Genomic DNA, 24,325 nt, shown 5'->3' with positions numbered 1-24,325 from the left:
GAGCGCATCGTCGCGCAGCCAAGTGACGTCCTACTCATCGCGGTGCCGCTGACGATCTATTTCGTTGTGATGTTCTTCGTCAGCTTCGGCATGGGCCGTGGAATCGGTGCCGACTACTCAACGACGACGGCTATCGGCTTCACCGCCGCCTCAAACAACTTCGAGCTCGCGATCGCCGTCGCCGTCGCGGTGTTCGGTGTCGGCTCCGGTGTCGCGTTTGCCACCGTTATCGGCCCGCTTATCGAGGTACCGGTGCTGCTCGCCTTGGTGAAGGTCGCGTTGTATCTCCAAGACCGGTACGACTGGCGGGGATACACAACCGGGCGGCTAGACGACACGACTGAAGATGGATCCTCAAGCTCCACGGCTGATGACTGACAGTTAACTACCCATTCACCACACGCTTACAATTCATTTGACGATGAAGAGAATATGTTTGTAGTCATGTCGGTGTGGTAACTTTGCTATCGACCTCACCATTTTCTAAATGAGTGGTTCCGGCAGTCCTCCTTCCAAAGATGAACCCCGTCTGCAGTCTCTGTGCGAAGCGTACCAGCTCGGGATTACCATCCGGGACAAACTCAAAGAAACCGATCTTATCACCGTGTTCGAGGATTTCGATCACACGATAGACGCGATCGACGACGGTTATCCAGCATGGCATCCTGCGCCACTCTCGTTTCGCGCGATGGTGCTCTCGTTCGTGTTCATGGAGATAACGGGTGACTCATACGCCAACTTCACTCGACGACTCACCCGACAACCGGAAGTAGCGACTATCCTCGGCTTCAGTCGAGTGCCCGACGAATCAGCATTCTCTCGTGCGTGGCGAAATCGATTCGACGACGCGACCCACGAATACATCCAAGCTGCCGCCCACTTCGTTGTCAAAGAAGTCCATGATCGCAGCATCTCAGCGCCGGAGGTGCGGCCTAAGGCAGAGATCGTCGACGATACGCAAGAAGACGCAGACCCAGCCGAAGACAAATCCTTCTCACAGGACGAGATTGTCCAGACAACGCGCCTCGCGCGTGATCACGCCTATGGACACTTCGACTCTGGTCGGGCGTCGAACGCCTCGTACGAGGACACGCAATTTTTCGAGTTACAGACGTTCATGGGGATGGTCCGCTGTGGCACCTCGCAGGGAGCGACTCGCTTCCAATATCGGCGCGGGAAAGAGTACGGACCGCATGGTGATACCCACCTCCGCGCAGTCAAACAATTTGGCCCCGAAGAACTCGTGAGGGGATTCAACAAAACGACGGATCGCTTACTCTCGGTGATCGCCTCTAAAGCATCGTTCCGGCGTCCAGTCACAGCCGCGATCGACATCACGACTATTCCCTACTACGGAGAGGTCGAAGAGATGCCGATGGTCAGCGGGACCAAGGACAGAGACGGTCGAGCGTTCAAATTCGCAACACTCTCGATCATTGGACAGAATATCCCGCTCGTTCTCGCCGTGGAACCGGTTCGAGAGAGCTCTGAGTGGGATGAGAACCCGTCGAATCAGATCCATCGTACTGTGCGACGGCTCGTTCGACGAGCAAAAGAGCACGTTCCAATCGAGACAGTGCTGTGTGATCGAGAGTTTGACTCGATACAAGTGTTCCAGACGCTCTCAAACCTCGATGTGAACTACCTCATTCCGAAGCGGGTCTCCAGCTCCGAACGGGAGGTGCTTGACCAAATGGACAAAGACGACCAGGAAGTCGCTGTGGAGTCGGCCTCTGTCCACGTGGAATCTGGATCGCATCCAATGCGACTCCTGTACGTGCCGTCGACGAGTGGGGAGGGAACGGCCGTCTTCGCGACGAATCTACGAGTCGGTCCCGAGGAAGCTGAGACATTCTGTCAGCGCTACAGCCGCCGGTGGCAGATCGAGAGTGAGTACAAATCGATCAAAGGTGATTTTCTCGCGAAGACCTCCTCAAAAGACTACCGCGTTCGCTTGTTCTATTTCGTGTTCGCGGTCCTCTTGTACAATATCTGGCGGCTCACCGACTTCCTGCTGAAAGCGGACATCGACGGCGAGATGGACTACTCACCTGTGATTACTGCGGGCGAGTGTGTTGAGCTCGTTGCCTCGGCGTTGATCCCGCACGACTAATCGGCTGAGCTCTCGCTGGGTCCGCCGCTCAAGAGTGACAACCGTATTCAGCAGCGCCAAAATCCACGCAATTTCGTACGCTCGTCCGGTAGCTCGAGAGTAAGGATTCAAAATCGATCCTCGACCGCTGACAATCACCACGAATTGATGGAGATTTGATCCAAAACTAACCTATCCTCCGAAACTGTGACAGAATGAGGGCCGAGTTTTTATATAGCGATATACGATATATATTCTCTTGTAATGCGGAATCCCGGCGCTAAGAGACTCCAGATCCTCGAATTCTCCCGATGAACCGAATACAGCAAGTGGTCCTGATTATGCCCGTAATCACGGCCACTTTGAAGTACCCCGCCGCCGTCGGTGAAGCACGAATGCTGCAACCCCCTCACAACGGCGCTTCCCCCGGGGTAGAGCCGACAAGACCGGGCTCCGAGTTTGCTCTGACTCTCCTCAGCCGAGGTCGAGGCGATGGCGAAGAAACACATTCGATATAGGACTAATGACCTCAATCTATATTAAGACACAGTCCGAAGGGTGTTGTATGACCGAAGACGAATCGAACTCCGAGGGCCTGATGGAACGCCAGACCACGGGTGAAGACCGCGTGCGGATGGTTGCTCGGCAGCTGTCGGAGCCACAGACAGCCAACTGGATCGCCTCCGAAGCGGGCTGGTCACACGAACCAACTAAGCGCGTCCTCGAGCGACTCGTCGACGACGGCGTCCTCCACCGTGACGAAAGCGGTACTCACACGACGTATTACCCTGATTATCGCCGCCAAGCGATGCAGGAGGCGATGCGCCTTCGAGACAGCGGACACACTGTCGAGGAGCTTACGGACCGGCTCGCCGATATGAAGACCCAGATCCGCGACTGGGAGGACGAATTCGGCGTCGAGTTACCGAACCAGCTTCGCGGAACGCTCGCTGACGAATCCCTTGACGGTGACGAGGAAGATCGGCGCCGTGAAATCGCCCGCGAGTGGGAGCACCTTCAACGGCGTATCCAGATCGTTGGCTTCGCCATCCGCGAATGGGACTTCCTCGCTCCAACGACAGAGCCTGCCGAGGCCAGCAGCTAACGGATGTCGGTCCCGCATCCAGGTGGTGACCCGAACGCGAACCTCTACGCCCAATTGAAGCGGGACGTCCTCGACCGTGTCCCCCAGATCACGGCCGTCGAGTACGTTCCTGACGATATCGAGGCCAAGCAGCTGCGGGCGGTTTTTGATCCAGCCCGCCTTAATCCCCCAACGGGCCCTGATTCGCCGGAACTGACCGTCAAGTGGTATCGACAGGACCCACACGATTGGTTCCGTATCAACTACACTGATCCGAACACGGGCTTTCACGCCGGCTGGCACCAGGACGAGGACCATCCTGATCTCGGACGGGCGCATTTCCAGTACTCTGCCGCCAATACGGAGGACCGCTGGGGGATCACATTTGAATACGAGACTCCTTCCCTGATCCTCTGGGAAATCGTCGAAACGCTCTTCGAGGACGTCCGTCCGACTTACCAGTACGCGGACGAGGAACGATGACACCTCGAGAACGCACTAATCAGTCACTCGCGAGTTCCTTCGAGCGCTACCTCCAGGACAAGGGGAAAGGCCGTGGTGGGGACGGTGGGAACTATCGACGAAACGCTGCACGCGAGCTCGAGCGGTTCGCCGAGTGGGCCGCTGGCGACCGCGGCGACGACTGGACCGGGATCGTCCCCGATGACGTCGACCGCCAACCCACCTTCGAAGATCTCGATGAACGCGTCTTCCGGGAGTACGCCCGGCATCTCGTGGGCGATCGGGGACTCAAGCAGAACACGGTACAAACCTATTACCGCTATATCTCTGCCTGGTGTGGCTGGTGCGTCAACGAAGGGTATCTCGAGGCACACTACGCGCAGCGAGCGAGTGCGATGGCGCCGCTGCCAGAGGACGACGGCCGCAAGCCCGGCGACCAACAGGCCTGGACGTCCGAACAGCGCCACGCCCTCACCCGCCACGTCGACGAACGGGCCCGCGACGCCGTCGAGGCGTACACGACACTTTCGGAGGATATTGACCCCATCGATAAGCAGCGAGCGCGCTACGCGGCGCTGAAGGCGGCTCGTGACCGGGCGCTGGTGTTCGTCCTAGCGTACACCGCCGTCCGCGTCGGCGAACTCGTCCGCGATCCGAACGATCCGCGACGGCGTGGCGTCCGCTGGGAGGATCTCTCCCTCGACGACGGGAGTATGGACGTCTACCGGAAGAAACAGCAATGGGACGCTGCGAGTCTCCCCGACCCGGTGATTTCGCCGCTACGGAGCTATCGCCAGCTGATGGACCCACCGACGGAGCGCTGGCCCGTGTTTCCGACGTTCGACCAACGGACGCTCGCAGGGCTCGTCCAGGATGATCTCGCCGACCGAGGGGAACGCCCAGAAGCAATTACTGAGCGGCGTGAGGAGTACGCTCGCGACCTCCTGCTGGCGCTTGATGAAGATATCCGACCGCCATCGATCACGACGGACGGCGCACGGTCGATTCTCCAACGGCTCTCAGAGGCTGCAGAGATCGACATCGCTCATCCGAAACACGACTATCTCGCGCCCCACGGTGGTCGACGTGGAATGGGCGAGGTGCTAGTCCGGGCGTTCGGGTACACTGTTGCGGCTCGCTATCTCGATAACTCGGAGGAGATGGTTCGGGAGCGATATTCGCACATCGAGGCCGGAGAACTCGGTGACGTTGCAACAGAGGCGCTCTCAGAAATTGATGGGTAATTAACGGTACTCCCAGTGCCGAGTTTTCGGCACTACACTCTTCTCAACACCTCTCGAACTCTATCGCATGCCTGACAACATTCTCGTCGCCTTGGACGGCTCCCCGCTTGCCGAGCGTGCACTCATTTACGCACTCGAGACCTTTCCGAACGCCACGATTACCACCATTTACGTCATCAACCCGATCGATTCGGTAATCGATGTAGAGGCCGGTGGCTTGCCAGTCGCAGAGGACTGGTACGATACCGCCCAAGAGCGGGCGACCGAGATTCACACGACTGCGACGGATCTCGCGGCGGACCACGATATTGTGCTTGCTACAGTCACTGAAGTCGGGAAACCAGCGCGTGAGATTCTCGACTACGCTGCCGACAACGGCATCGACCAGATCGTTATGGGGAGCCACGGTCGGTCAGGTCTAGACCGGACGTTCCTCGGAAGTGTTGCCGAGACAGTCACTCGCCGAGCACAGATCCCGGTAACCATCATTGGATGAAAGCCTCGACTCGTGTGCCGGGATTAGGATCGGATGAATGCTCGTGGGCCCACCTCAAACGTGAAATCAAACCAACTCATAGGTACCGAGAACGTGGCTGTTACTGAATCTCCATCTCTCTCGACGTGTACGATCCACATTGAACGACGGGGTGGTCGGGGCGACGCGGGAGCACGGGCACTTGAACGACATCTCAGGCGTCTCTCCGGCGTCCACGATGTCGACGTCTCGTTTCGAACAGGGGACGCCCGGATCACCTACGAGGGGAGCGTCATCTCAGAAGAAACGATTCGAGACGCTGTCCGCGACCGCCACGTGTCGATTCAGGACGAATCTGAGACAGCAACGGATGAGGTGAGTACCCGCTCGGAACTCAGGCAGGAGGCCGTGTTCGTCGGCTTGACCCTCCTCGGGATGGCCGTCGGCCTGGTGACGGGGTGGCTCGAAGGACCTCAGCTTCTCATGTGGGCCGGGTACGGCGTCGCATACGTCTTCGGTGGCTGGTACGGGCTCAAAGGCGCGGTCGAGACGCTGCGCCACCGTGCGGTCGACATCGACCTCTTGATGATCGTCGCGGCACTCGGTGCCCTCTCGATTGGCGCCCCGTTCGAGGGCGCGATGCTCCTCTTCCTGTTCTCGCTCTCAAATACGCTCCAGCACTACGCCATCGGCCGCTCACGCCGAGCGATCAAGTCCCTCGTCGAGATGCGACCGGACGAAGCGCAGGTGCTACGCGACGGGGAGGAAGTCACCGTTCCCATCGACGACGTCGCCGTGGGCGACGTGTTCGTCGTTCGTCCCGGCGACAGAATCCCGCTCGACGGCGTCGTCACGTCCGGCGAGGGGACGGTCGATCAGGCGTCGCTCACCGGTGAGTCCGTCCCCGTGCCGAAGGAACCCGGTGACGAGGTGTTCGGGGGGACGATCAACGAGAGCGGCAGTCTCGAAATCGAGGTCACGCGGCAGGCCCACGAGTCGGCGATCAGCCGTCTCATCCATATGGTCGAGCGTGCTCAGAGCGAGAAGGCGCCGACACAGCGGCTCATCGACCGTCTCGAGCAGCCGTACGTCCTCGGCGTGTTCGGACTCACGATCGCGGCGATCGCCATCCCGCTCGCGCTTGGAAGCGAGTTCACCAGCACGTTCTACCGCGCGATGACCCTGATGGTCGCTGCGTCGCCGTGTGCGGTCATCATTTCCACGCCGGCAGCGGTGCTGTCGGCGATCGCCTCCGGCGGCCGGCAGGGCGTCCTGTTCAAGGGCGGCGAACACGTCGAGGCGGCGGCGAACATCGACGCGGTCGCATTCGACAAAACGGGCACCCTCACGCGGGGCGAGACACAGCTGACGGACGTGTTCGTCCGGGATGGCCTCGCGGATGAGTCACTGACGTCCGACGAACTGCTCTCGCTCGCAGCCTCCGTCCAGGCCCGTTCGGAGCATCACTTGGCTCGTGCGACCGTCTCGGAAGCCGAAGCCCGCGCCCTCGACGTCCCCGACGCGCGACGGTTTCAGTCGGAGGCCGGGAAAGGCGTGCGCGCCGACGTCGACGACGGAACCATCCACATCGGGAATCGGAGTTACGTCGAGACGGTTCTCGAAGACGCTGCGATCGAGGGACTCGATCCCGGTCTCGACAGGCTTCGGACCCTGGAGGCGGAGGGGAAGACCAGTGTCCTTGTCGCCCGCGAGCACGCTGGCAACGCCACGGTACTGGGATGGCTTGCGTTCACCGACACGGTCCGGCCGGGGGCTGCAGAGATGATCGAGGATCTCCGGTCTCTCGGTGTGGAGCACATCGTTATGCTGACCGGCGACAACGAACGTGTCGCCCAGCAGATCGCCGACGAAGTCGGTATCGACGAGGTACAGGCGGAACTGCTGCCGGAAGAGAAGGTGGCAACTATCGAAGACCTGGTTGAGCGATACGAGAACGTGGCGATGGTGGGTGACGGGGTGAACGACGCACCCGCTTTGGCGACGGCGACGCTCGGGATCGCGATGGGTGGCGCCGGGACCGACGTTGCCCTCGAAACGGCTGACGTCGTCTTGATGGGCGACGACATCGGGAAGATCCCCTACGTGCTCGGACTCGGTCGCAGGACGCGCCGGACGTTGACGGTCAATCTCACAATCGCCTTCGGTGCGATCGCCCTGATGGTTGGGACGATTCTGTTGCGAGGCATCCCCCTGCCGCTGGCCGTGGTCGGCCACGAGGGGTCCACCGTCCTCGTTTCACTGAACGGGCTTCGGTTACTCGGATTCCGTGAATAATGGTCTCTGAAGGCTTCGAACGGACCGATCAGCAACAGCTGGTGTCGTCGGGAGTCCACTCACACGCATTGCCGGTAGTAAGGTTGTTTTCGTCGATATATGCGGAGAGACAGGCGTAGTTACAGAAGTACTTGGGCGAGCCACAGTCATCATCGCAGTCGCGGACGCAGATGGGGTCGTGGTCGAAGATTCGGGATTCACAGTACGCACACGTCTCGTCTGTTTCGGGTGTTGAGACGGTCGTCGACATACTTGTGTTGAGGAGGCTCCCACGGATAACGTTTCCTCGGGCTGTACTGAGTGATGCCAATCACCAGTCCGCATTATCACCCACAGATGTCCCCCGCAGAGCTGCAAAGCCACCCGTCACAGTTCCTCAGCTCTTGGTTCGCGTCACCCGTCGATACCCTTCGTGCAGGGCCGGTAATCCGAGCGGAAGTGCGAGGAACCCGAACCCGAGAAGGGCATATCGGTCTGTATCCTGGTGTCGCACGACGAGGAGCGTCGCGACGATGCCGAATAGCGCAATTGTGTATGCCGTGTTGCTCCAGAGCACGTCGTAGGTCGAACAGTACAGCCAGCAAACGAACGTGTAGGCTGGGGCGTTCCAAGTCGGAGGATGGAGTTTCGGCCAGAAGAACCGGCAGTACGTGGTCCAGCCCAGCATCGCCAGGGTCGGCAACCCGACGAGCCATACTGCTGCCCCACGGCTCCTGTCACCGTATCGCCGGTATCCGGCGAGGAAGAGTGCGGGGAAGCAGAAAACCCACAGCCAGATGCCGATAGTGTAGGTCACTGGCCAGTGCTCGATGCGGGGCTGTGTAATCGGTAATCGTAGAGACTCGGGCAGCGTCGCCCACGGGAACGAGGGGTCGGGAACAGGATTCGTGAGGAACGCGACCAGACAGAGGACTGTCCCGACGAGTAGTCCGTACAGTCCCAGCGTCGTGTATCGGTCGAGCCACGGTGGAAGCTGCAGATGCGTTGACTCTTGACGGCGGTCGGAGAATCCGGTCATCGTTCAAGTTTCCCGGGTGGAAATCAGGTATCTCGTTCGAGTGCTTCGCGTCGCTGTTCGTATTCCTCGTCGGTCAGCTCTCCGCGGGCGTAGGCGAGCCGGAGCTCCTCGAGGGCTTGGTCTGAGCTACTCTCACTTCCCGTAATCGCACGGTAGATGAGGTAGCCACCGCCGAGGAGGGCAGCGAGGAACAGTAGCTGCATCACGATGCCGACGATGAACATCCAGCCAGGCATCGTCCCGTCACCCCACATGTGACCGCCCCACATCCCGCCTATCATTGGGCCGAATCCCATCATCCCGAAGCCCATGAAGAACAGTGGGACGATGAATACGGCGCCGATGATAACGAGGAGGAGCGTAACAAGTCGCGTGTCGTCTGAATTTGTCGGCATATTGTGATCCCTCCGTGAGTTTGGGTCTCAAGTAATACTACGTCCTAACTATTCAATGCGGTTGTGCCTTCGACCTGCGTGTTCCACCCACCGCTAATCTTTTGAATTCACACTCTCAACGGCTCTAACCTGAACTATCTGAAGGAAAACTGCAAAAGATGATCCGTACGACGATACATCTATGCAGGTGACGATGGTCGAGGGCATCTTCGAAGCCCTCCGAATCGGTGTTGGGTTCCTCTGGACGGCGGCGTGGGCGATCATTATGGGACTCACGATCACGAGTCTCGTCCAGGTCTACGTCTCCAAGGAGCGAATGGCACAGGTGCTGGGCGACGGTGATCTGAGCGGGCTCACCAAGGCGACTGCGTTCGGGGCGGCGAGCAGTGGGTGCAGCTTCGGTGCCGTAGCCATCGGGAAAGGTTTGTTCAAGAAGGGGGCGCACGCGGTCAACTTTCTCGCGTTCATGTTCGCGTCGACGAATCTGATCGTAGAACTCGGGCTGATGATTCTGATTCTGCTCGGCTGGGAGTTCCTCCTAGCGGAACTGCTGGGTGGCCTCATCCTCATCGCCGTGATGGCGGTGATCGTCCACCTCACGCTTCCCGAGAATCTCTTTGCCGAAGTTCGAGAAACGCTCAACGAGCGCGACCGTGAGGCGGGCGTCACCGAAGACCCGACCTGCGGGATGGAAGGCAAAGACGAGTACACGCTCACGACTGACGGCGGTGAGACGCTCAAATTCTGCTCGGAGGGCTGTATGGAGACCTACCGCCAGGAGACGTCGAGTCGCGGCGGGTGGCGTGACGAGTTGTTGTCGTGGGGTGGCTGGTACAAAGTCGGGAATCAGTACCGCAAGGAGTGGTCGATGATCTGGAAGGACATCGTCGCTGGCTTCCTTATTTCTGGGTTCGTCATCGTCTTCGTCCCGCAGTGGGTGTGGAACACGCTGTTCATTCAGGGCGACGGCCTGCTCGTGACCGCCGAGAACGCAATTATGGGTGTCACCATAGCCGTCCTCAGTTTCGTTGGCAGTATGGGTAACGTCCCGTTCGCCGTCGCGCTGTGGGGCGGTGGCGTCAGCTTCGCCGGGATCATCGCGTTCGTCTACGCCGACCTCATCACGATCCCCGTGCTGAACGTCTACCGGAAGTACTACGGCTGGAAGATCATGCTGTACATCCTCGGCGTCTTTTTCGTGACGATGGCGTTCACCGGCTTCCTCATGGAGCTGCTGTTCGACGCGCTGGGAATCGTTCCGGATCTGGCGGGCGGCGAGACGGCGACCGAGCAGACGTACTTCAAACTCAACTACACGTTCTATCTCAACCTCATCGCGTTCGCGCTCTCCGGGTTCCTGCTGTATGTTTATCGTCGCGGTCTCGGTGCGCCCGGCCAGTACCGCGACCCTGTCTGTGGGATGCGGACTGACGATAGCGAGCCATCGGCGACGCACGACGGCGAGACGTACTACTTCTGCTCGCAGACCTGTAAGGAGACATTCGAAAAGGACCCAGATGAATTCGTCCATCAACACCCAGAGGCGGGAACGTCTCAGGATCATGACCACCATTGAACATCGATTGGGGATATCGAATTTGCGGGGCTGCCAGCCCCGTGATTGCGTTGGCCAATCAAAACTGGTACAGCAATGTCTCACGAACTCACACATATGAGCAAGTGTCTCGGAGGATCGAGGTGGAGAAGATGAATCGACGGCGAGCCGATACCGTAGCCGGTGCGTTGGTCGCTGCCGTCCTCATCGTCGGTGGTGTGCTCACCTGGCAAGCGTACCAGCAACAGCAGGCCTTCGAGCAGATGGGCTCGATGATGGGTACGTCGATGGGCGCGGTTCACGGAACGAACCCACTCTTGTACGTTCTCGGAACGCTTCTTGTCTCGGCTGTCGTTGGTGGGGGCTATCTCGTGGTTCGAGACGAGTTCACTAGCACAGAGGGAACCGATCGATCACAGACTGGCATGGCGAATCAAACCGATTCGGAGAGTATCGAATCGCAGGATGGGCCCGTTCAATCAGAGGGAAAGATCAATCCGGAGTCCCAGCCACAGGCGCGCGTATTGGACCTCTTGCCGGATGATGAACGCCGAATTCTCGAACCGGTCCTCTCGTCGCCCGGTATCACACAGATCGAACTCCGGGATCGCTCGAACTTCTCGAAAAGCAAGGTCAGTCAGACGGTGAGTGCCCTCGAGAAGCGCGGCTTACTGTACCGCGAGCGACAAGGGCGAACGTATCGCATCTATCCGAGCGACGACTTACAACAGAAACAGGCGAACTAGCGGGGGATTCTCGGGAATCCGTGACTGTTCACCGTATCGCCGCGACTAAACTCGGAACGAGGATGTTCGTATGAATGTCTCTCATCGCGAGGCCTTTACTCGCTGACCGCGAAAACAAAGGCAATGACCTCCTCGGGACTTTCTCGCCGTAAAATCCTCCAGTTATCGGGGATCTCGACTCTCGGAGCGCTTGCGGGGTGTGCCAGTCCGCTACCGGGCACCGACGATGGTGGCGGTCGTGCGGTGACTCCCCGTCCGACTGTCACGGCTGACCCAGATACATCGGTCAGCCTCACTGCGACATCTGGGACCATTCGACCAGCTTCGGATACGTCGACGACTACGTGGCTATACGATGGACAGTATCCGGGCCCAGAGTTGCGCGTGCAGGAAGGTGACGTGCTCAGCGTAGAACTGGCTAATGACCTGCAGGAGGAGACGACGATTCACTGGCACGGGATTCCTGTTGCGAATCCGGTCGACGGTGTCCCGAACGTGACGCAAGAGCCGGTTGCCTCCGGTGATACATTCACATACAAGTTCCGTGCCGAACCCGCTGGAACGTATTTTTACCACAGCCACGTCGGACTCCAACTCGATCGTGGCTTACTCGGCCCCCTGATCGTTGAAGAACGAGACCCACACGTTGAGTACGACCGCGAGTATGTCGTCGTGCTTGACGATTACCTCTCTAGAGAACCCCGTCTTCCGTCGGACGGTGGGATGGGTGGCGGTGGAATGGGTGGAATGATGGGAGACGTTCGACCACCATACGAAGGGCTTTTGATCAACGGTAAACTGCCCGAGAACCCCCCGACGTTCGACGTAACGGAGGGCGATCGGGTTCGCTTTCGGTTCGTGAATGCCTCCAGCGCGACAGTCTTTGGTGTGCGAATCGCTGGACACGAAATGTCGGTGACCCACGCCGATGGCCAGCCCGTCGAACCAGTCGGGGCCGACTCGTTCGTCTTTGGTGCTGGTGAACGGTACGATGTCGTCGTGGAAGCGACGAATCCGGGGCGATGGTTCGTTCAGGCGAACGCGCTCGACGGGAACGAACCACCGGCCAGAGCCGTCGTCGAGTACGAATCCACAGACGGTTCGATCACTCCACAGCCTCCATCATCTTCGAGTAACAGATTGCAATACGGTGACCTGCGAGCACGCTCCTCGCTCGAAGGTGTGAGTGGAGATCCAGACCGGACGTTCGACCTGACGCTCTCACGCGGTAGAAACCAGTCCTACACGTGGACGATAGACGGACAAGCCTATCCGGATGCCGACCCGCTTCAGATTCGGCCTGGGGAACACGTCCGAATTCGGATGACCAATCAGAGCCCGGTCGTCCATCCGATGCACCTTCACGGCCACTTCTTCCAGGTCGGCAACGCGATCAAAGATACGGTTATCGTCCCGGGACATCGAGGACAGGTGACGCTGGACTTCCACGCGGATAACCCCGATCGGTGGTTGTTCCACTGTCACAATCTGTACCACCTCGATGCGGGGATGGCGCGTGTTGTGGAATACGTCGAATGAGTGGGTTGAGACTCGATTTCTGGTTGATCAATCTGTCGTGCGAATGGTCTTGGTCCTGTCCCGGACGAAGCGTTGAGTGCCATCCTTGCGAATTCGAGCCGGATGAACGCTCTTGTTCCTGAAACACGATTAAAACGCTGTATACACGTTCTCGAACGTTCTCCTGCGTGAGTTCACGTCCATTGTCATAACCCTTGAGCGGTCCTACGAGTAACCGAGGAGAAAGACAATGACCAACTTCAAACTCGGTCGGTGGCTGATCGTGGCGCTCGCGCTCGTCGGACTCGTGTTCGCCTCCCCCGTGGTCAGCGCACACGGTACCGACACGACAGCTGACGACGCGCCCACGGACAACGCTACCGCTGATGACTGGGCTGCTTGGATGGAGGCACAGATGACCGAGCACATGGGCCCTGGTAGCGTCGAGTGGATGGAGACGCACATGGGTGTGACCGTCGACGAGATGGGCCAAGACATGGCTGACAACGACTACAACGGCGGGATGTACGGGCAGGGCCACTGCTGACGGCCTCTGACCGTTTCGATTGCTTCAAACGACAACCACGGTTCACCAACTCAGGATAATGACGCAACTTACCACTCATCTCGGACGCACTGCTCGCCGCCTCGCGATCCTCGCCATCCCGCTGCTGGTCGCGGCGACTGGAACGGCTGCCGCCCACGGCGGCGGGAGCTATGGCGGCGGGATGATGGGCGGAAGCGGCTGGGGCCTCTTCGGCGGAGCGATGGGGCTCTGGGGACTCCTCTGGATGGGACTCCTCATCGCCGTTCCGCTCTACCTCGTCTATGCGCTCCTCAACCGAGGATCCGGTGGGAACGATGAGCAGTCGTTGTCGGTTCTCCGCGAGCGGTACGCCCGTGGCGAGATCGACGACGATGAATTCGAACGGCGGCGAAAACAGCTCGAACGTACCGGATGATCGGAACGGCTGCTGTTCCAGCCGAAACACTGCCCTCCCCAACGATTGCTGTTGGGCACCCAACGGTTAACCCCGCGGACGGGGTATGATATTCCATGGAATACACAATACAGACCACAGTCACTGGCGAATTCGACGACGTCGTTGATGCAACGAACGCTGCACTCACGGACGAGGGATTCGGTGTCCTCTGTGATATCGACATTCAGGCGACACTCAAGGAGAAGCTTGGCGAAGAGTTCCGTCAGTATCGCATCCTCGGTGCGTGTAACCCTCCGCTAGCATACGAAGGGTTAACCGAGGAAATCGAGCTTGGTGCGCTCTTGCCCTGTAACGTCATCGTCTATGAGACTGATGACGGCGACATCGTGGTGAGTGCGGTCGATCCGGAGCAGTTGGTCGGGATTGCTGATAACGACGCGCTTGATTCCATCGCAACCGAGGTCACCGAGCGATTTGATCGTGTACTGGCAGCTGTTAGAGACGAGTTCGACCCCGCGTCGGAGGCCTGATCGTCGATGGCTTCATCGAATCAACTGGACACAACGACGATACTGCTACTGATCCTCGGAGCGTTCATCCTCCTTCCGTTGCTCATGATGGGGATGGGCTTCGGCGGGATGATGGGATACGGGGGAATGATGGGCCAGTACGGTAGTACCGGCGGCTGGTGGCCCGTTATCGGAATGCTTGTTCCACTCGTCTTCCTCGTTGCGCTTCTTGGCGGGGGCTATCTCCTCTTCAGACGGGTAAGCAAAACACAAACCTCTGACAACCCCGCGATGGAAGAATTACGTCTGGCGTACGCCCGTGGCGATCTCACGGACGAAGAGTTCGAATCCCGCCGAAACAAACTCGAACAATCAGAGTGACCGTCCGCTAAGGTACACACGCAGTTACTCCTTTCTGCATCTCGTTCTCGGTTCGAAGCTGGTACTGTTCGGACTTCCCTCGTTCTCGATAGTGTCGGACCACAGCGAGAATTATATCCGTATCGATCGTACCATACCGTATGATTCGAACACTCGTGGGTGTCCTCGGCGCTATCTCAGCACTGTTCCCGGACAAGATCGTCGGGATCTTCGAGAAACTCGCGATTGCGAACCCAAGTGAGGGAACTGTGAGAGAGTGGGTCCGTCCAGCTATCCGGTCGGAGGGCGTTCTGATAGCTGCGATTTCCCTCCGTAACGGGCGAGCATACGCGTGGCTGATGAATCTTACCGGCCTGTTCGGCGCGATCGTCCTCCTGTTTCCCGATCTGTATCGGAGATTTGCCACCGCGTTCCTGTACGAGCGTCCGGAGTCGATAGAATGGAATGAGCGATTCAATTCGGCCGTTCGGGCTATCGGCACACTATATGTCTTTTTAGCAGCGAAGACGTACAGGGAGCGCCACAACGAGACCTGAATCTTCCCGCCATCGACGGCTGGCGAATCTGTGGTTTGGTTCGTTGCGCCCGCAGGTGTTACTTGGATTCTAAAGTTTGACTCCCAAGAGACCAGTATGATCGAAGGGGAAATCCGCTAAAGAGAGGGGACCGTATATATCCCTGTATGACGACGACCATCACCGTGGAAGGAATGTCGTGCGGTCACTGTGAGGAGACGATCGAAGAGGCCCTTGAAGAAGTCTCTGGCGTGACTTCCGTGACCGTCGACAGGGAAAGCGAACAGGCAAGTGTCGAGGGTGAGGCAGAGGTCACGGCCCTTGTGGAGGCTGTCGAAGGCGCAGGGTACACCGCTCACGCCTGAGTATAGGAATTAGCGGATAGCACGGACCGCTTCGAGACGACGGTCTATAGTTGTCTTTGGAGTTTGCCTACGATGGTCCTGCTGTACGGTTTCAGGGGGCGAAGATTCAGGAAGCCAGCGAATCCACCTCTAAAGAGCATATGACCTATGGACGACCACAAAGATACAACTGAGAATTCCCCGGGAGGAGAAGACCAGCAGGACACCAGCAGTCACCAGCACGAACACGCCGGCCACGAAGGCGAAGGACACGGCCACAGTTCCCACGAGGGACACGGTGAGGGACATGGCGGGATGCACGAAGGCCACGAGCAAATGTTCCGGCGGCGCTTCTTCGTTTCGACACTCCTGTCGATTCCCGTCCTCCTGTACAGCGAAATGCTCCAAGAGTGGCTCGGGTTCTCCGTCCCCACGTTCCCGGGGAGCGAGTGGATCAACCCCATCTTCGCGGTCATTGTCTTCGCCTACGGTGGGATTCCGTTCCTCCAGATGGCGGTCCCGGAACTGAAAGACCGGGCACCGGGGATGATGACGCTCATCTCGATGGCCATCTCGGTCGCGTTCATCTACAGTCTCGCGAGCGTGGTCTTCCCCACGCAGTCGGCGTTCTTCTGGGAGCTCGTCACGCTGATCGACATCATGCTGCTGGGGCACTGGATCGAGATGCGGTCGGTGCGGCGGGCTTCGAGCGCCGTCGACGAGTTGGCGAAACTGATGCCGGACACGGCGGAACGACTCACCGATGACGGCGAGACCGAAGAGGTCCCTGTCAGTGAACTCTCCGAGGGCGACCTCGTGCTCGTCCGGCCGGGCGCGAGCGTGCCCGCCGACGGCGTCGTCGAGGAGGGCGATTCGGACGTCAACGAGTCGATGATCACGGGTGAGTCCAAGCCCGTCTCGAAGGATCCCGGCGACGAGGTCATCGGTGGGACGATCAACGGTGACGGCAGTCTCCGTGTCCGTGTCGGTGCGACGGGCGAGGAGACGACCCTTGCTGGCATCATGCGGCTCGTCGAGGAAGCTCAGCAGAGCAAGTCCAAGACGCAGGTGCTGGCCGACCGCGCGGCGGGCTGGCTGTTCTACGTCGCGCTCGGGGCGGCAGTCGTGACCGCAATCGCGTGGACGGTAGCGGTGTCGTTCGATGCGACCGTCATCGAGCGCGTCGTCACGGTGCTCGTCATCGCCTGCCCACACGCCCTTGGACTCGCCATCCCCCTCGTCGTCGCAATCAACACCTCCCTGGCGGCGCGCAACGGGATGCTCGTCCGCGACCGAATCGCGATGGAGGACGCACGGAAGCTGGACGCGATCATCTTCGACAAGACGGGGACGCTCACCGAAGGCGAGCACGGCGTCGTCGATATGGCGACCGTCGACGGCGTCGACAAGGACGACGCGCTCGCACTGGCGGCAGCTGTCGAGAGCGACTCCGAACACATGATCGCACGAGCCATCCGCGAGGCAGCTGACGAGCGTGATCTCAGTGCCCCTGATGCGTCCGGCTTCGAGGCAATCAAAGGGCGAGGGGTCCGGGCGAACATCGATGGAAGCGAGGTGTACGTCGGCGGTCCGAATCTGCTCTCACAGCTCGATAGCGAGATCCCCAACCATCTCCAGCACTTCGCTGACAAGGCCGGCCAGAACGCCCAGACGGTGGTGTATCTCGTTCGTGACGGAGAGTTGATCGCCGCGTTCGCGATGGCCGACGTGATCCGTGAGGAGAGTTTCCGCGTCGTCGATGCCCTCCACGACTTGGGCATTGAGGTAGCGATGCTGACTGGGGACTCCCAGGACGTCGCCAATGCTGTCGCCGACGAACTGGGCATCGACACGGTGTTCGCGGAGGTCCTCCCCGAGGACAAGGACGAGAAAGTCCAGGAACTCCAGGACCAGGGGAAGCTCGTGGGGATGGTCGGTGACGGTGTGAACGATGCGCCGGCGCTGACACGAGCCGACGTCGGCATCGCGATCGGGAGCGGCACCGACGTTGCGGTCCAGTCGGCAGACGTCATCCTCGTGCAGAACAACCCGATGGACGTCGTTCGGCTGGTAAAGCTGAGCAAGGCGAGTTACCGGAAGATGCAGGAGAACATCGTCTGGGCGGCCGGCTACAACATCTTCGCGATTCCGCTTGCAGCAGGCGTGTTGGCACCGATTGGGATTCTGCTATCCCCCGCTGTGGGTGCGCTTCTGATGTCGTTGAGTACAGTGATCGTCGCGATCAACGCACAGCTCCTCCGCCGCGTGGACCTGTCCATTCCCGAGCTTCCAAGCGGGACACCAGCTACGGAGGCACAACCCGTAGACTGAAACGCTCCCGATCGCTTGGGAGCTTCTTTCAATTGAGTTTGGTATACACAGACGCTTCCTCTGATGGGCTACATAGCTATGCCAGCACTAGGTTTATACCGCTTGACGGACTTCTTCGCGCTGTGCCTTCGCCTCGTCGTCGCAATCACGGACTACGAAAGCGGAGACAATCCGGGAAGTACCGTGATCACGGTGTGGGAACTCTTCCATGACATCCTCTGTGTGATTGTGGATATGGCTGCCTGATTCCACATCGATCTTAGAGTGGAGTTCTGTAAGACAGATTGCGATAGCCACATAAACGCGACCCTCTTATATTGTCACAGCCAATCGCCTCTACAAAATATCAGTATTTCTATATAAAACATGTATTGTGATGCTCGATTGATGTATCCTCCCCGACTGAGGAAACGATTCACGCCCGTCACGATATGAGTAACAAGTGTTCCTTGTGTGGTCGATCGACTCAGTCGTCCGCTTTTGAGGCTCCTGGTGAGCACGCGTTCTGTTCGAGTGGGTGTCACGACGTGTACACGACACTCGGAGCCACCGATTCTCTTGACGACAGCCAAGACACATCTAAGAGCGAGGAGGCACAGGAAGGAGACGATCTGCTCGATTCGGATGGTTCGGAGACGTTTCTGCGGATCGATGGGATGTACTCCGCGACGTGTGAGGCGTATCTCGAGTCGCTCGCCGAATCCCAGCCGGGAGTGACCGCCGCTGAAGCGAGTTATGTTACAGAGACGATCCGCATCGACCACGATCCGAAAACCGTATCGAAGGACACGCTACGTGACGCGTTGAGTACCCTCGGATACACGGCCTACCTCCGTGACGACGCCTCGACAGAGGCGGATACAGCCGGCGGGACGACGCGCCGCTCACGAGAGATGGGCGGTATTCGAAAGCGGCGGGACGACCAGCTCTTGGGGATGCGGTACTCCGTTGGCTTCCTTTTCGGCGCGTTCTTGTTGGTCCCGTACGTCGCGATTCTGTATCCCGCGCAGCTCGCGTCAATATTCGACTGGCAAGCGCTCGCGATATTCGAGGGCGCGTTCCGGTTGGACAGTCAGGGCGCGTTCGTGTTCCTCCGACTCTACTTCGTGATGACCGGGATCATCCTCGTCTTCACCGGGCTTCCGGTGTTGCGGGGTGCGTACATCAGTCTGAAAATGCGCCGCCCGAACACCGACTTGTTGGTCGCGATCACGGCAGTGAGCGCGTATCTGTACAGTACGGCCGCCGTCATCCTCGGACAGAACGATATCTTCTACGACCTCGCGATCGTCGTGACGGCTGCGGTCACCGCGATGGTATTCTACGAGTCGTCGATCAAACAGCGCGCACTCGACAGGCTCACCGAGCTCACGATATCGCAGGTCGAGCGGGCGCGGACGTACGACTCAGACGGAACCACTCAGGACGTTCGCGTCGGGGACCTCGAGGCGGGCGACGTCGTCCTCGTTCGACAGGGGGAACGCGTGCCGGTGGACGGCGAACTCGTCGAAGACAGCTGTACTGTCGACGAAGCGATCGTAACCGGTGAGTCGCTTCCGGTGTTGAAACGCGCCGGCGACGATGTGATCGGGGGGTCGATCGTCACGGACGGTGCTGCGTTGGTCCGTGTCGGCCCGGACGTGACGAGTAGCATCGATCGAATAACGACCGCCGTCTGGGACTTACAGAGCGCGACCCATGGAGTCCAACGGCACGCCGATCAACTTGCGTCGTACGCCGTGTTCCTCGTCGCCGGAGCCGCCGTCGCGGTCGGCAGCGTCGGGGCGCTCGCACTTGGGATGGGTCTGGCAGATGTAGTCCTCCTCACGCTGTTGATCCTCCTCGCCGGCTCGCCGTGGGCGCTCGGACTCGCGACGCCGTTGTCGGTCGCGAAGAGCCTCTCTAGTGCGCTCCGCCACGGGATCATCATCTTTGATGAAACGGTCTTTGAACGGCTTCGCGACGTCGACATCGTCGTTTTCGATAAAACTGGGACGCTCACAACCGGAGAGATGGAGGTGATCGAAGCGGACGCACCTCCCGAGTTGCTCGACGCCGTTGCCGCGCTCGAAGAACGGGCGTCACACCCCGCTGCGAACGCGATTGTGACGGCCTTCGCCGACAGAGATGGGGGCGACGATACGGAGGATCAGTCGGACTCGGCAGACAACGCGGTCGGAACGGAAGGCGTCGGTCAGATACGGGAGTTCACGAACCACCGGTCCGGTATCGAAGGCGTGATCGGCGACATGTCGTATCTCGTTGGGAACCTCGATCTGTTCGTGGAACAGGGGTGGACGGTCGACGACGACATCCGGTCGCGGGTCGCCGACGCTCAGGGATTCGGTCAGTTGCCGGTCGTGATCGGTCGTGATGGGGCGGCAGAGGGGCTGATAGTCGTCGGCGATGAGCCGCGGGACGGCTGGGACGACACCGTCTCTCGGCTCGGGGAACGAGGCACGGAGGTCGTCGTCCTGACCGGCGACGACGAGGAGGCGACGGACTTCTTCAAGCGACACGACGCCGTGACGCACGTCTTTGCGACGGTTCCGCCGGAGGGGAAGACGGCGACGATCCGGCGACTCAAATCCGACGGGCAGGTCGCGATGGTCGGTGACGGCACCAACGACGCCCCGGCGCTCGCCGCCGCCGATCTTGGCATCTCGCTGGGTGGCGGGACGGCGTTGGCCGCCGACGCCGCCGACATTGCGATTGTCGATAACGACATCCGCTCCGTCGAAACCGCGTTCGACCTCGCGGGAGCGGCTCGCCGTCGCGTGAAACAGAATAATCTTCTGGCGTTCTCCTACAACGGTATCGCGCTCGCGGCGTTGGCCGTCGGGTTCTTCAATCCGCTGACGGCAGCGGCCGCGGTCATTGCCAGTGGTGGGTTGCTCGCCGTAAACACTCGACGGAAACTCCTCGGGTAGCGAGGTACGGTCGACGACGGAACTCGGATCCGAATCGCCCTACTGACGTGGAAGAGTGGCCATCTATTATTTGGACAGCGTCGATCCAATCGGTGCGGTCGTCACCCGACTCCGACTCGCTTCTGTTTCTAAAGGACTATTCTTGTCTAGACACTACTACAACCATGGAGTTCGACTTCGTGCGCTCGGTGGTTCCGCTCGCCGTGATCGTCGCCGTCGCAACGGTCGCGCTAACCGCCGTGATGGCACCTTCGACCGTCTTCATGATGGTTCTCCCCTCGATGATCGCGTTCTCGGTGGTCGCGTACTTTTTCGGGATGAAACACGGCGAATTCCGCGGTAGTCCGTAGCGTCCCTGTCCGGCACCGCCCCCAAAGTCACAGTGTCACTCCGTCTGAAGCGTCCTCACTTAGTTACCACCTCCGGTGGGCCGTACTTCGCGTTCAACAAGTCTCGATGAACGATCAGCAGCCGAGGATCGACGTGGCCGGGATGTGTTTACTCGGTGACTCCCGCACTGAGCTCAGACGCGTCCTGCCGGACGGGTGTCGGGGAGTCGATCGAATACACGAGCGTTCCGGTGAACAGTGCGATGCTCCCTAACAGGAATATCGAACTGAGCGGCGACGCTGAATCGACGAAGATCCAGTATATCGGCGCCGCGATCGTCGGGCCAGCCGCGATGACAGCGACTTGGGAGACGATAGGGCCACAACACCCACACGTACACGCACCGACGACCGTCGCCGTCCCGGCCGTGCTCTGTGTCGCTCCCGCCTGCTGATCGAGACGCCACGAGTGAGCGACGGCGGCCGCGTTCAACCCCACGAGGACGCCGAGAAGTCCGAGCACGATGACCACGCCGGGAGAGATCGCGATGAAAAACGGAACATCGGGGAGCAGGACCTCGAGAGTGGGCCATCGCACGATCTGATACAGTACGTTCAGGACCGCCACGGTCGTCTCTTGCGGAGCGCCCTCCTCACTAAAGAAGGATAGGTATCCCGTTGTCGCCATAAAGAAGAGGCTCACCATGGCTCCGACGCTGAATCCGAACCGACGCGCCACCGGATCCCGAAGGATCGTCGACAGTGCCGTGCCAACGTCGTTCCAGAGAATGTAGCCGACGAGTAGTGGTGTCGCGAGGACGATCCCGTACCCGATCGGGTTGGTGTAGCCGCTGAATCCGGGCAGTAGATACGGGTACAGTATCCAGCCGCCGAGCAGCATGCCGAGAGCCATGTACCGGGGACGTGTCGTCCATCGCACGAGTCCAGTGATGAAACTCGCGACCACGACCAACAGGCCGGTTCCGATCGCGAGCGGCTGATACCACGACCGCGGGAACGGCATCGAGCTCGCCTGATACGTCGGATCCGGTGCCAGACCCTCGAAGAGGATCGCGCCGGTGATAGCAATACCGATACCGACCGCAATTCCGTACAGAGCGGTTCTCGGCGAGATCCGTTTGCTTCGCTTGAGGAACACGAAAGCACCAACTCCGAGGGCACCGATACCAGCGATCGCCAACCCGTGCGACTGTGAGAGTGCTGACGACTCTGCGCCACCGTGAGCGGAAGCCGTCGGGATCAGTGAAAGCAGGCCGATCCCGACCGGAACCAGGACAAACAGACGGATCAACGTCTTGCGAGAGTTTGGTTCGCCACCGTCTGTGTTCTTCTCATCTCCTCTCTGTACCATTATCGCCGTTTTGTGACCCGCACACAACAGTCTGTCTCTTGTGCCCATCGCGAGCCCCGCTACCTACCCTCCGTTTCATCCCTCTCGATTACGCGTCGAAAGTGGCAACTCGACGAGGGTGTGTTTGTAGTCTTCCTGTTCAATCCCTTTTTCATAACTTTCTCTCAGTGTATGTATTTCACCTGCGGGTAATGGGACACGTTCTACTATTCCATTTCAGAAATCTGGTGTATTTGGCACTTTCGCGTACAGCCAAAGTATTAAATTAGGACAGGCTAAATTATGGCCCAAATGTCTCCGAGTCCAGTTATCGAAGACACCCTCAAAACGATCTACCATCTCCAGCAGGAAGCGGGTCCACCGGTTGGGACGTCTGACATTGCGGACCGGCTTGACAAGGCACAAGCAACGGTCACGAGTACGCTCGACCGTCTTGAAGACCAGGAACTGATCACACGCGAACCGTACCAGGGGAGCGAGCTCACTGACAAGGGCCGCACCGTTGCGGTCGAAGTACTCCGGCATCACCGGCTCCTCGAAACCTATCTGGCCGACCACCTCGATTACCCTTGGGAACTGGTCCACGAGGAAGCCGACAGACTCGAACACCACATCAGCGAGGAGTTCGAACGGCGGCTCGCCGAGACACTCGAAAATCCCCGGCGAGACCCCCACGGCGATCCGATTCCAGGTGAAGATCTAGAGCCACCGAATCAGGACCCCATGAGACCCCTGTCAGCCTGTGAGGTCGGCGATCGAGTGGTCATCACTCGTGTTAGCGATCGCAACGAGGATGATCTTGCGTACTTGGCCGATGTCGGGATCACGCCGGGCACAGCTGTACGTATTGTCGATGTCGCCCCGTTCGGCATGATTACTCTGGATGTCGACGACACTGAGCAAGCTATTCCCGAAGGGGTTGCGACGTCGATCCGCGTGACCTCCCTGAACGACGTCGACGACTCGGTGAGCGTCGACCACCGGGGTGACGCATGACGCCGTTTCTGGAGATCGTCGTAATCGCGGCCATCGCGCAGCTCACCGTCCTGCCGGGCGAGAAGGTCCAGTTCATCATCGCCGGGCTCTCGACCCGGTTCAAACCACTGCTGGTCGTCGCGGCAGCTGGGACAGCGTTCGCGGGCTGGACCGTCCTCGAGATCCTGTTCGGTCAGGCGCTCCAGCAGGCGCTCCCGGGCGTCGTCCTCGACGGGATTACGGCGGCGCTCTTCCTGCTGTTCGCGGTGTTACTCGTCCGGTCAGCCCCTGGTGGGCACAACGTCCCAGTTGAGAGCGGCACACAGACGGATGGTGGCGTCGTCGGGACACGAATCACGGACATCAACCCGGAGTTCGAAGCGTTCGGCTACACGATCGGCGGGCAGCTGGGCGAATTTCTCACCATCTTCGCGATGATGGCTGCTGGGGAGTTCGGTGATAAGACCCAGCTTGTCACCATCGGGCTGGCGGCACAGTACGGGGCTAGTGCCGCGATCTGGGCGGGTGAAATGTTGGTCATCATCCCGGTGAGCCTTGCGAACGCGTACTTCTTCCACACGTTCTCACACCGCTTCGACGTCCGGAAGGCCCACTACGCCGGGGCGGCACTATTTGCGTTCTTTGGGGTGGATACGATCTTAGGGATAGCGACCGGCCCGGAAGCGGTGTTCGGTCACAACAGCCTCTGGGAGGCGATCGTCAGCGCCGCTTCGGATGCGCTCCTCGCAGTCGTGTGACCACTTCTCGCTTGCCGTACTACGGTGGAACTGTTGATTCCTCATCGAAACTC

General features: G+C 59.6%; 26 protein-coding genes. 21 read left to right on the top strand and 5 right to left on the bottom strand.

Features of this window, described 5'->3' with window-relative positions; genetic code table 11:
* The 7 genes from FN829_RS14590 to FN829_RS14555 all read left to right on the top strand — a co-directional run.
* The coding region (locus FN829_RS14590; protein ID WP_142987667.1) for an arsenic resistance protein at positions 1 to 378 on the top strand (378 nt) is incomplete at its 5' end.
* A gap of 109 nt (positions 379 to 487) precedes the next feature.
* Positions 488 to 2,113 (top strand): transposase, encoded by a 1,626-nt coding sequence (locus tag FN829_RS14585; protein ID WP_394348709.1) that lies wholly within the window; start codon positions 488 to 490, stop codon positions 2,111 to 2,113.
* A 502-nt stretch (positions 2,114 to 2,615) separates the two neighbouring features.
* Positions 2,616 to 3,197, top strand: coding sequence for a DUF7342 family protein (locus FN829_RS14575; RefSeq protein WP_142987665.1), 582 nt, complete (start codon positions 2,616 to 2,618; stop codon positions 3,195 to 3,197).
* A 3-nt stretch (positions 3,198 to 3,200) separates the two neighbouring features.
* Complete coding sequence (locus FN829_RS14570) at positions 3,201 to 3,659, top strand: hypothetical protein (RefSeq protein ID WP_142987664.1); 459 nt, start codon at positions 3,201 to 3,203, stop codon at positions 3,657 to 3,659.
* Positions 3,656 to 4,882, top strand: coding sequence for a tyrosine-type recombinase/integrase (locus tag FN829_RS14565; RefSeq protein ID WP_115803909.1), 1,227 nt, complete (start codon positions 3,656 to 3,658; stop codon positions 4,880 to 4,882). Before FN829_RS14570 ends, FN829_RS14565 begins: the two co-directional genes overlap by 4 nt.
* Before the next feature lie 67 nt (positions 4,883 to 4,949).
* Positions 4,950 to 5,378 carry a universal stress protein gene (locus FN829_RS14560; protein ID WP_115803910.1) on the top strand — a complete coding sequence of 143 codons (429 nt, stop codon included), beginning with the start codon at positions 4,950 to 4,952 and terminating at the stop codon, positions 5,376 to 5,378.
* A gap of 93 nt (positions 5,379 to 5,471) precedes the next feature.
* On the top strand, positions 5,472 to 7,652 hold the full coding sequence (locus FN829_RS14555) for a heavy metal translocating P-type ATPase (RefSeq protein WP_115803978.1): 2,181 nt from the start codon (positions 5,472 to 5,474) through the stop codon (positions 7,650 to 7,652).
* Between the two features lie 28 nt (positions 7,653 to 7,680).
* On the opposite strand, the gene FN829_RS14550 is transcribed toward FN829_RS14555, so the two are convergent.
* The 3 genes from FN829_RS14550 to FN829_RS14540 all read right to left on the bottom strand — a co-directional run bounded on the left by FN829_RS14550 (position 7,681) and on the right by FN829_RS14540 (position 9,065).
* Entirely contained in the window at positions 7,681 to 7,902 is a 222-nt protein-coding gene (locus tag FN829_RS14550; protein WP_094529627.1) for a hypothetical protein, read from the bottom strand.
* Positions 7,903 to 8,028: 126 nt separating this feature from the next.
* The gene (locus FN829_RS14545) at positions 8,029 to 8,670 is read right to left on the bottom strand and encodes a hypothetical protein (protein WP_094529625.1); all 642 of its coding nucleotides are present in this window, start codon (positions 8,668 to 8,670) and stop codon (positions 8,029 to 8,031) included.
* Between the two features lie 23 nt (positions 8,671 to 8,693).
* Positions 8,694 to 9,065, bottom strand: coding sequence for an SHOCT domain-containing protein (locus tag FN829_RS14540; protein ID WP_115803911.1), 372 nt, complete (start codon positions 9,063 to 9,065; stop codon positions 8,694 to 8,696).
* 181 nt (positions 9,066 to 9,246) lie between these two features.
* Between FN829_RS14540 and FN829_RS14535 the strand changes: the two genes are divergently transcribed.
* The 9 genes from FN829_RS14535 to FN829_RS14495 all read left to right on the top strand — a co-directional run bounded on the left by FN829_RS14535 (position 9,247) and on the right by FN829_RS14495 (position 15,598).
* A complete protein-coding gene (locus FN829_RS14535) occupies positions 9,247 to 10,641 on the top strand; it encodes a permease (protein WP_115803912.1) in 1,395 nt (464 codons plus the stop codon).
* A 131-nt stretch (positions 10,642 to 10,772) separates the two neighbouring features.
* Positions 10,773 to 11,366 carry a helix-turn-helix transcriptional regulator gene (locus FN829_RS14530; RefSeq protein ID WP_115803979.1) on the top strand — a complete coding sequence of 198 codons (594 nt, stop codon included), beginning with the start codon at positions 10,773 to 10,775 and terminating at the stop codon, positions 11,364 to 11,366.
* Between the two features lie 123 nt (positions 11,367 to 11,489).
* Positions 11,490 to 12,905, top strand: a complete 1,416-nt coding sequence (locus FN829_RS14525; RefSeq protein WP_142987663.1) for a multicopper oxidase family protein — start codon at positions 11,490 to 11,492, stop codon at positions 12,903 to 12,905.
* Between the two features lie 229 nt (positions 12,906 to 13,134).
* The gene (locus FN829_RS14520; protein WP_115803914.1) at positions 13,135 to 13,431 is read left to right on the top strand and encodes a hypothetical protein; all 297 of its coding nucleotides are present in this window, start codon (positions 13,135 to 13,137) and stop codon (positions 13,429 to 13,431) included.
* A 58-nt stretch (positions 13,432 to 13,489) separates the two neighbouring features.
* Positions 13,490 to 13,846, top strand: coding sequence for an SHOCT domain-containing protein (locus FN829_RS14515; protein WP_094529615.1), 357 nt, complete (start codon positions 13,490 to 13,492; stop codon positions 13,844 to 13,846).
* Positions 13,847 to 13,941: 95 nt separating this feature from the next.
* Entirely contained in the window at positions 13,942 to 14,358 is a 417-nt protein-coding gene (locus FN829_RS14510; protein ID WP_115803915.1) for a DUF302 domain-containing protein, read from the top strand.
* A gap of 6 nt (positions 14,359 to 14,364) precedes the next feature.
* Positions 14,365 to 14,718 carry an SHOCT domain-containing protein gene (locus tag FN829_RS14505; RefSeq protein WP_092565384.1) on the top strand — a complete coding sequence of 118 codons (354 nt, stop codon included), beginning with the start codon at positions 14,365 to 14,367 and terminating at the stop codon, positions 14,716 to 14,718.
* A gap of 140 nt (positions 14,719 to 14,858) precedes the next feature.
* The gene (locus FN829_RS14500) at positions 14,859 to 15,254 is read left to right on the top strand and encodes a hypothetical protein (RefSeq protein WP_092565386.1); all 396 of its coding nucleotides are present in this window, start codon (positions 14,859 to 14,861) and stop codon (positions 15,252 to 15,254) included.
* A gap of 146 nt (positions 15,255 to 15,400) precedes the next feature.
* Positions 15,401 to 15,598 carry a heavy-metal-associated domain-containing protein gene (locus FN829_RS14495; protein WP_092565388.1) on the top strand — a complete coding sequence of 66 codons (198 nt, stop codon included), beginning with the start codon at positions 15,401 to 15,403 and terminating at the stop codon, positions 15,596 to 15,598.
* Positions 15,599 to 15,727: 129 nt separating this feature from the next.
* On the opposite strand, the gene FN829_RS16285 is transcribed toward FN829_RS14495, so the two are convergent.
* Positions 15,728 to 15,886: a hypothetical protein gene (locus tag FN829_RS16285; protein WP_176697295.1), complete on the bottom strand. Its 159-nt coding sequence runs from the start codon at positions 15,884 to 15,886 to the stop codon at positions 15,728 to 15,730.
* Positions 15,887 to 15,892: 6 nt separating this feature from the next.
* On the opposite strand from FN829_RS16285, the gene FN829_RS14490 reads away from it, so the two are divergent.
* The 3 genes from FN829_RS14490 (at position 15,893) to FN829_RS14480 (ending at position 21,188) form a co-directional block, all read left to right on the top strand.
* The gene (locus FN829_RS14490; RefSeq protein ID WP_246066552.1) at positions 15,893 to 17,908 is read left to right on the top strand and encodes a copper-translocating P-type ATPase; all 2,016 of its coding nucleotides are present in this window, start codon (positions 15,893 to 15,895) and stop codon (positions 17,906 to 17,908) included.
* Positions 17,909 to 18,339: 431 nt separating this feature from the next.
* A complete protein-coding gene (locus FN829_RS14485; RefSeq protein ID WP_142987661.1) occupies positions 18,340 to 20,838 on the top strand; it encodes a heavy metal translocating P-type ATPase in 2,499 nt (832 codons plus the stop codon).
* A 164-nt stretch (positions 20,839 to 21,002) separates the two neighbouring features.
* Positions 21,003 to 21,188, top strand: a complete 186-nt coding sequence (locus FN829_RS14480; protein ID WP_142987660.1) for a DUF7333 family protein — start codon at positions 21,003 to 21,005, stop codon at positions 21,186 to 21,188.
* A 148-nt stretch (positions 21,189 to 21,336) separates the two neighbouring features.
* On the opposite strand, the gene FN829_RS14475 is transcribed toward FN829_RS14480, so the two are convergent.
* A complete protein-coding gene (locus tag FN829_RS14475; RefSeq protein WP_246066550.1) occupies positions 21,337 to 22,539 on the bottom strand; it encodes a hypothetical protein in 1,203 nt (400 codons plus the stop codon).
* 291 nt (positions 22,540 to 22,830) lie between these two features.
* On the opposite strand from FN829_RS14475, the gene FN829_RS14470 reads away from it, so the two are divergent.
* On the top strand, positions 22,831 to 23,535 hold the full coding sequence (locus FN829_RS14470; protein ID WP_142987659.1) for a metal-dependent transcriptional regulator: 705 nt from the start codon (positions 22,831 to 22,833) through the stop codon (positions 23,533 to 23,535).
* Positions 23,532 to 24,272 (top strand): TMEM165/GDT1 family protein, encoded by a 741-nt coding sequence (locus FN829_RS14465; protein ID WP_142987658.1) that lies wholly within the window; start codon positions 23,532 to 23,534, stop codon positions 24,270 to 24,272. Before FN829_RS14470 ends, FN829_RS14465 begins: the two co-directional genes overlap by 4 nt.
* Positions 24,273 to 24,325: the final 53 nt, after the last annotated feature.

The organism is Halorubrum cibi (assembly GCF_900182635.1).
GTDB lineage: Archaea > Halobacteriota > Halobacteria > Halobacteriales > Haloferacaceae > Halorubrum > Halorubrum cibi.
Note: the sequence above shows the minus strand (reverse complement) of the source record. Positions and strands in the feature narration are given on the sequence as shown.

What these genes read in the sequence shown, in the direction of transcription:
- FN829_RS14520 (WP_115803914.1), top strand. Translation starts at nt 13,135, where the DNA reads ATGACCAACTTCAAACTCGGTCGGTGGCTGATCGTGGCGCTCGCGCTC.
- FN829_RS14470 (WP_142987659.1), top strand. Translation starts at nt 22,831, where the DNA reads ATGTCTCCGAGTCCAGTTATCGAAGACACCCTCAAAACGATCTACCAT.
- FN829_RS14465 (WP_142987658.1), top strand. Translation starts at nt 23,532, where the DNA reads ATGACGCCGTTTCTGGAGATCGTCGTAATCGCGGCCATCGCGCAGCTC.
- FN829_RS14540 (WP_115803911.1), bottom strand. Translation starts at nt 9,065, where the DNA reads ATGCCGACAAATTCAGACGACACGCGACTTGTTACGCTCCTCCTCGTT.
- FN829_RS14585 (WP_394348709.1), top strand. Translation starts at nt 488, where the DNA reads ATGAGTGGTTCCGGCAGTCCTCCTTCCAAAGATGAACCCCGTCTGCAG.
- FN829_RS14500 (WP_092565386.1), top strand. Translation starts at nt 14,859, where the DNA reads ATGATTCGAACACTCGTGGGTGTCCTCGGCGCTATCTCAGCACTGTTC.
- FN829_RS14495 (WP_092565388.1), top strand. Translation starts at nt 15,401, where the DNA reads ATGACGACGACCATCACCGTGGAAGGAATGTCGTGCGGTCACTGTGAG.
- FN829_RS14550 (WP_094529627.1), bottom strand. Translation starts at nt 7,902, where the DNA reads ATGTCGACGACCGTCTCAACACCCGAAACAGACGAGACGTGTGCGTAC.
- FN829_RS14575 (WP_142987665.1), top strand. Translation starts at nt 2,616, where the DNA reads ATGACCTCAATCTATATTAAGACACAGTCCGAAGGGTGTTGTATGACC.
- FN829_RS14545 (WP_094529625.1), bottom strand. Translation starts at nt 8,670, where the DNA reads ATGACCGGATTCTCCGACCGCCGTCAAGAGTCAACGCATCTGCAGCTT.
- FN829_RS14535 (WP_115803912.1), top strand. Translation starts at nt 9,247, where the DNA reads ATGCAGGTGACGATGGTCGAGGGCATCTTCGAAGCCCTCCGAATCGGT.
- FN829_RS14480 (WP_142987660.1), top strand. Translation starts at nt 21,003, where the DNA reads ATGGAGTTCGACTTCGTGCGCTCGGTGGTTCCGCTCGCCGTGATCGTC.
- FN829_RS14475 (WP_246066550.1), bottom strand. Translation starts at nt 22,539, where the DNA reads ATGGTACAGAGAGGAGATGAGAAGAACACAGACGGTGGCGAACCAAAC.
- FN829_RS16285 (WP_176697295.1), bottom strand. Translation starts at nt 15,886, where the DNA reads ATGTCCCTCACCGTGTCCCTCGTGGGAACTGTGGCCGTGTCCTTCGCC.
- FN829_RS14505 (WP_092565384.1), top strand. Translation starts at nt 14,365, where the DNA reads ATGGCTTCATCGAATCAACTGGACACAACGACGATACTGCTACTGATC.
- FN829_RS14560 (WP_115803910.1), top strand. Translation starts at nt 4,950, where the DNA reads ATGCCTGACAACATTCTCGTCGCCTTGGACGGCTCCCCGCTTGCCGAG.
- FN829_RS14490 (WP_246066552.1), top strand. Translation starts at nt 15,893, where the DNA reads ATGCACGAAGGCCACGAGCAAATGTTCCGGCGGCGCTTCTTCGTTTCG.
- FN829_RS14510 (WP_115803915.1), top strand. Translation starts at nt 13,942, where the DNA reads ATGGAATACACAATACAGACCACAGTCACTGGCGAATTCGACGACGTC.
- FN829_RS14570 (WP_142987664.1), top strand. Translation starts at nt 3,201, where the DNA reads ATGTCGGTCCCGCATCCAGGTGGTGACCCGAACGCGAACCTCTACGCC.
- FN829_RS14515 (WP_094529615.1), top strand. Translation starts at nt 13,490, where the DNA reads ATGACGCAACTTACCACTCATCTCGGACGCACTGCTCGCCGCCTCGCG.
- FN829_RS14485 (WP_142987661.1), top strand. Translation starts at nt 18,340, where the DNA reads ATGAGTAACAAGTGTTCCTTGTGTGGTCGATCGACTCAGTCGTCCGCT.
- FN829_RS14525 (WP_142987663.1), top strand. Translation starts at nt 11,490, where the DNA reads ATGACCTCCTCGGGACTTTCTCGCCGTAAAATCCTCCAGTTATCGGGG.
- FN829_RS14530 (WP_115803979.1), top strand. Translation starts at nt 10,773, where the DNA reads ATGAATCGACGGCGAGCCGATACCGTAGCCGGTGCGTTGGTCGCTGCC.
- FN829_RS14565 (WP_115803909.1), top strand. Translation starts at nt 3,656, where the DNA reads ATGACACCTCGAGAACGCACTAATCAGTCACTCGCGAGTTCCTTCGAG.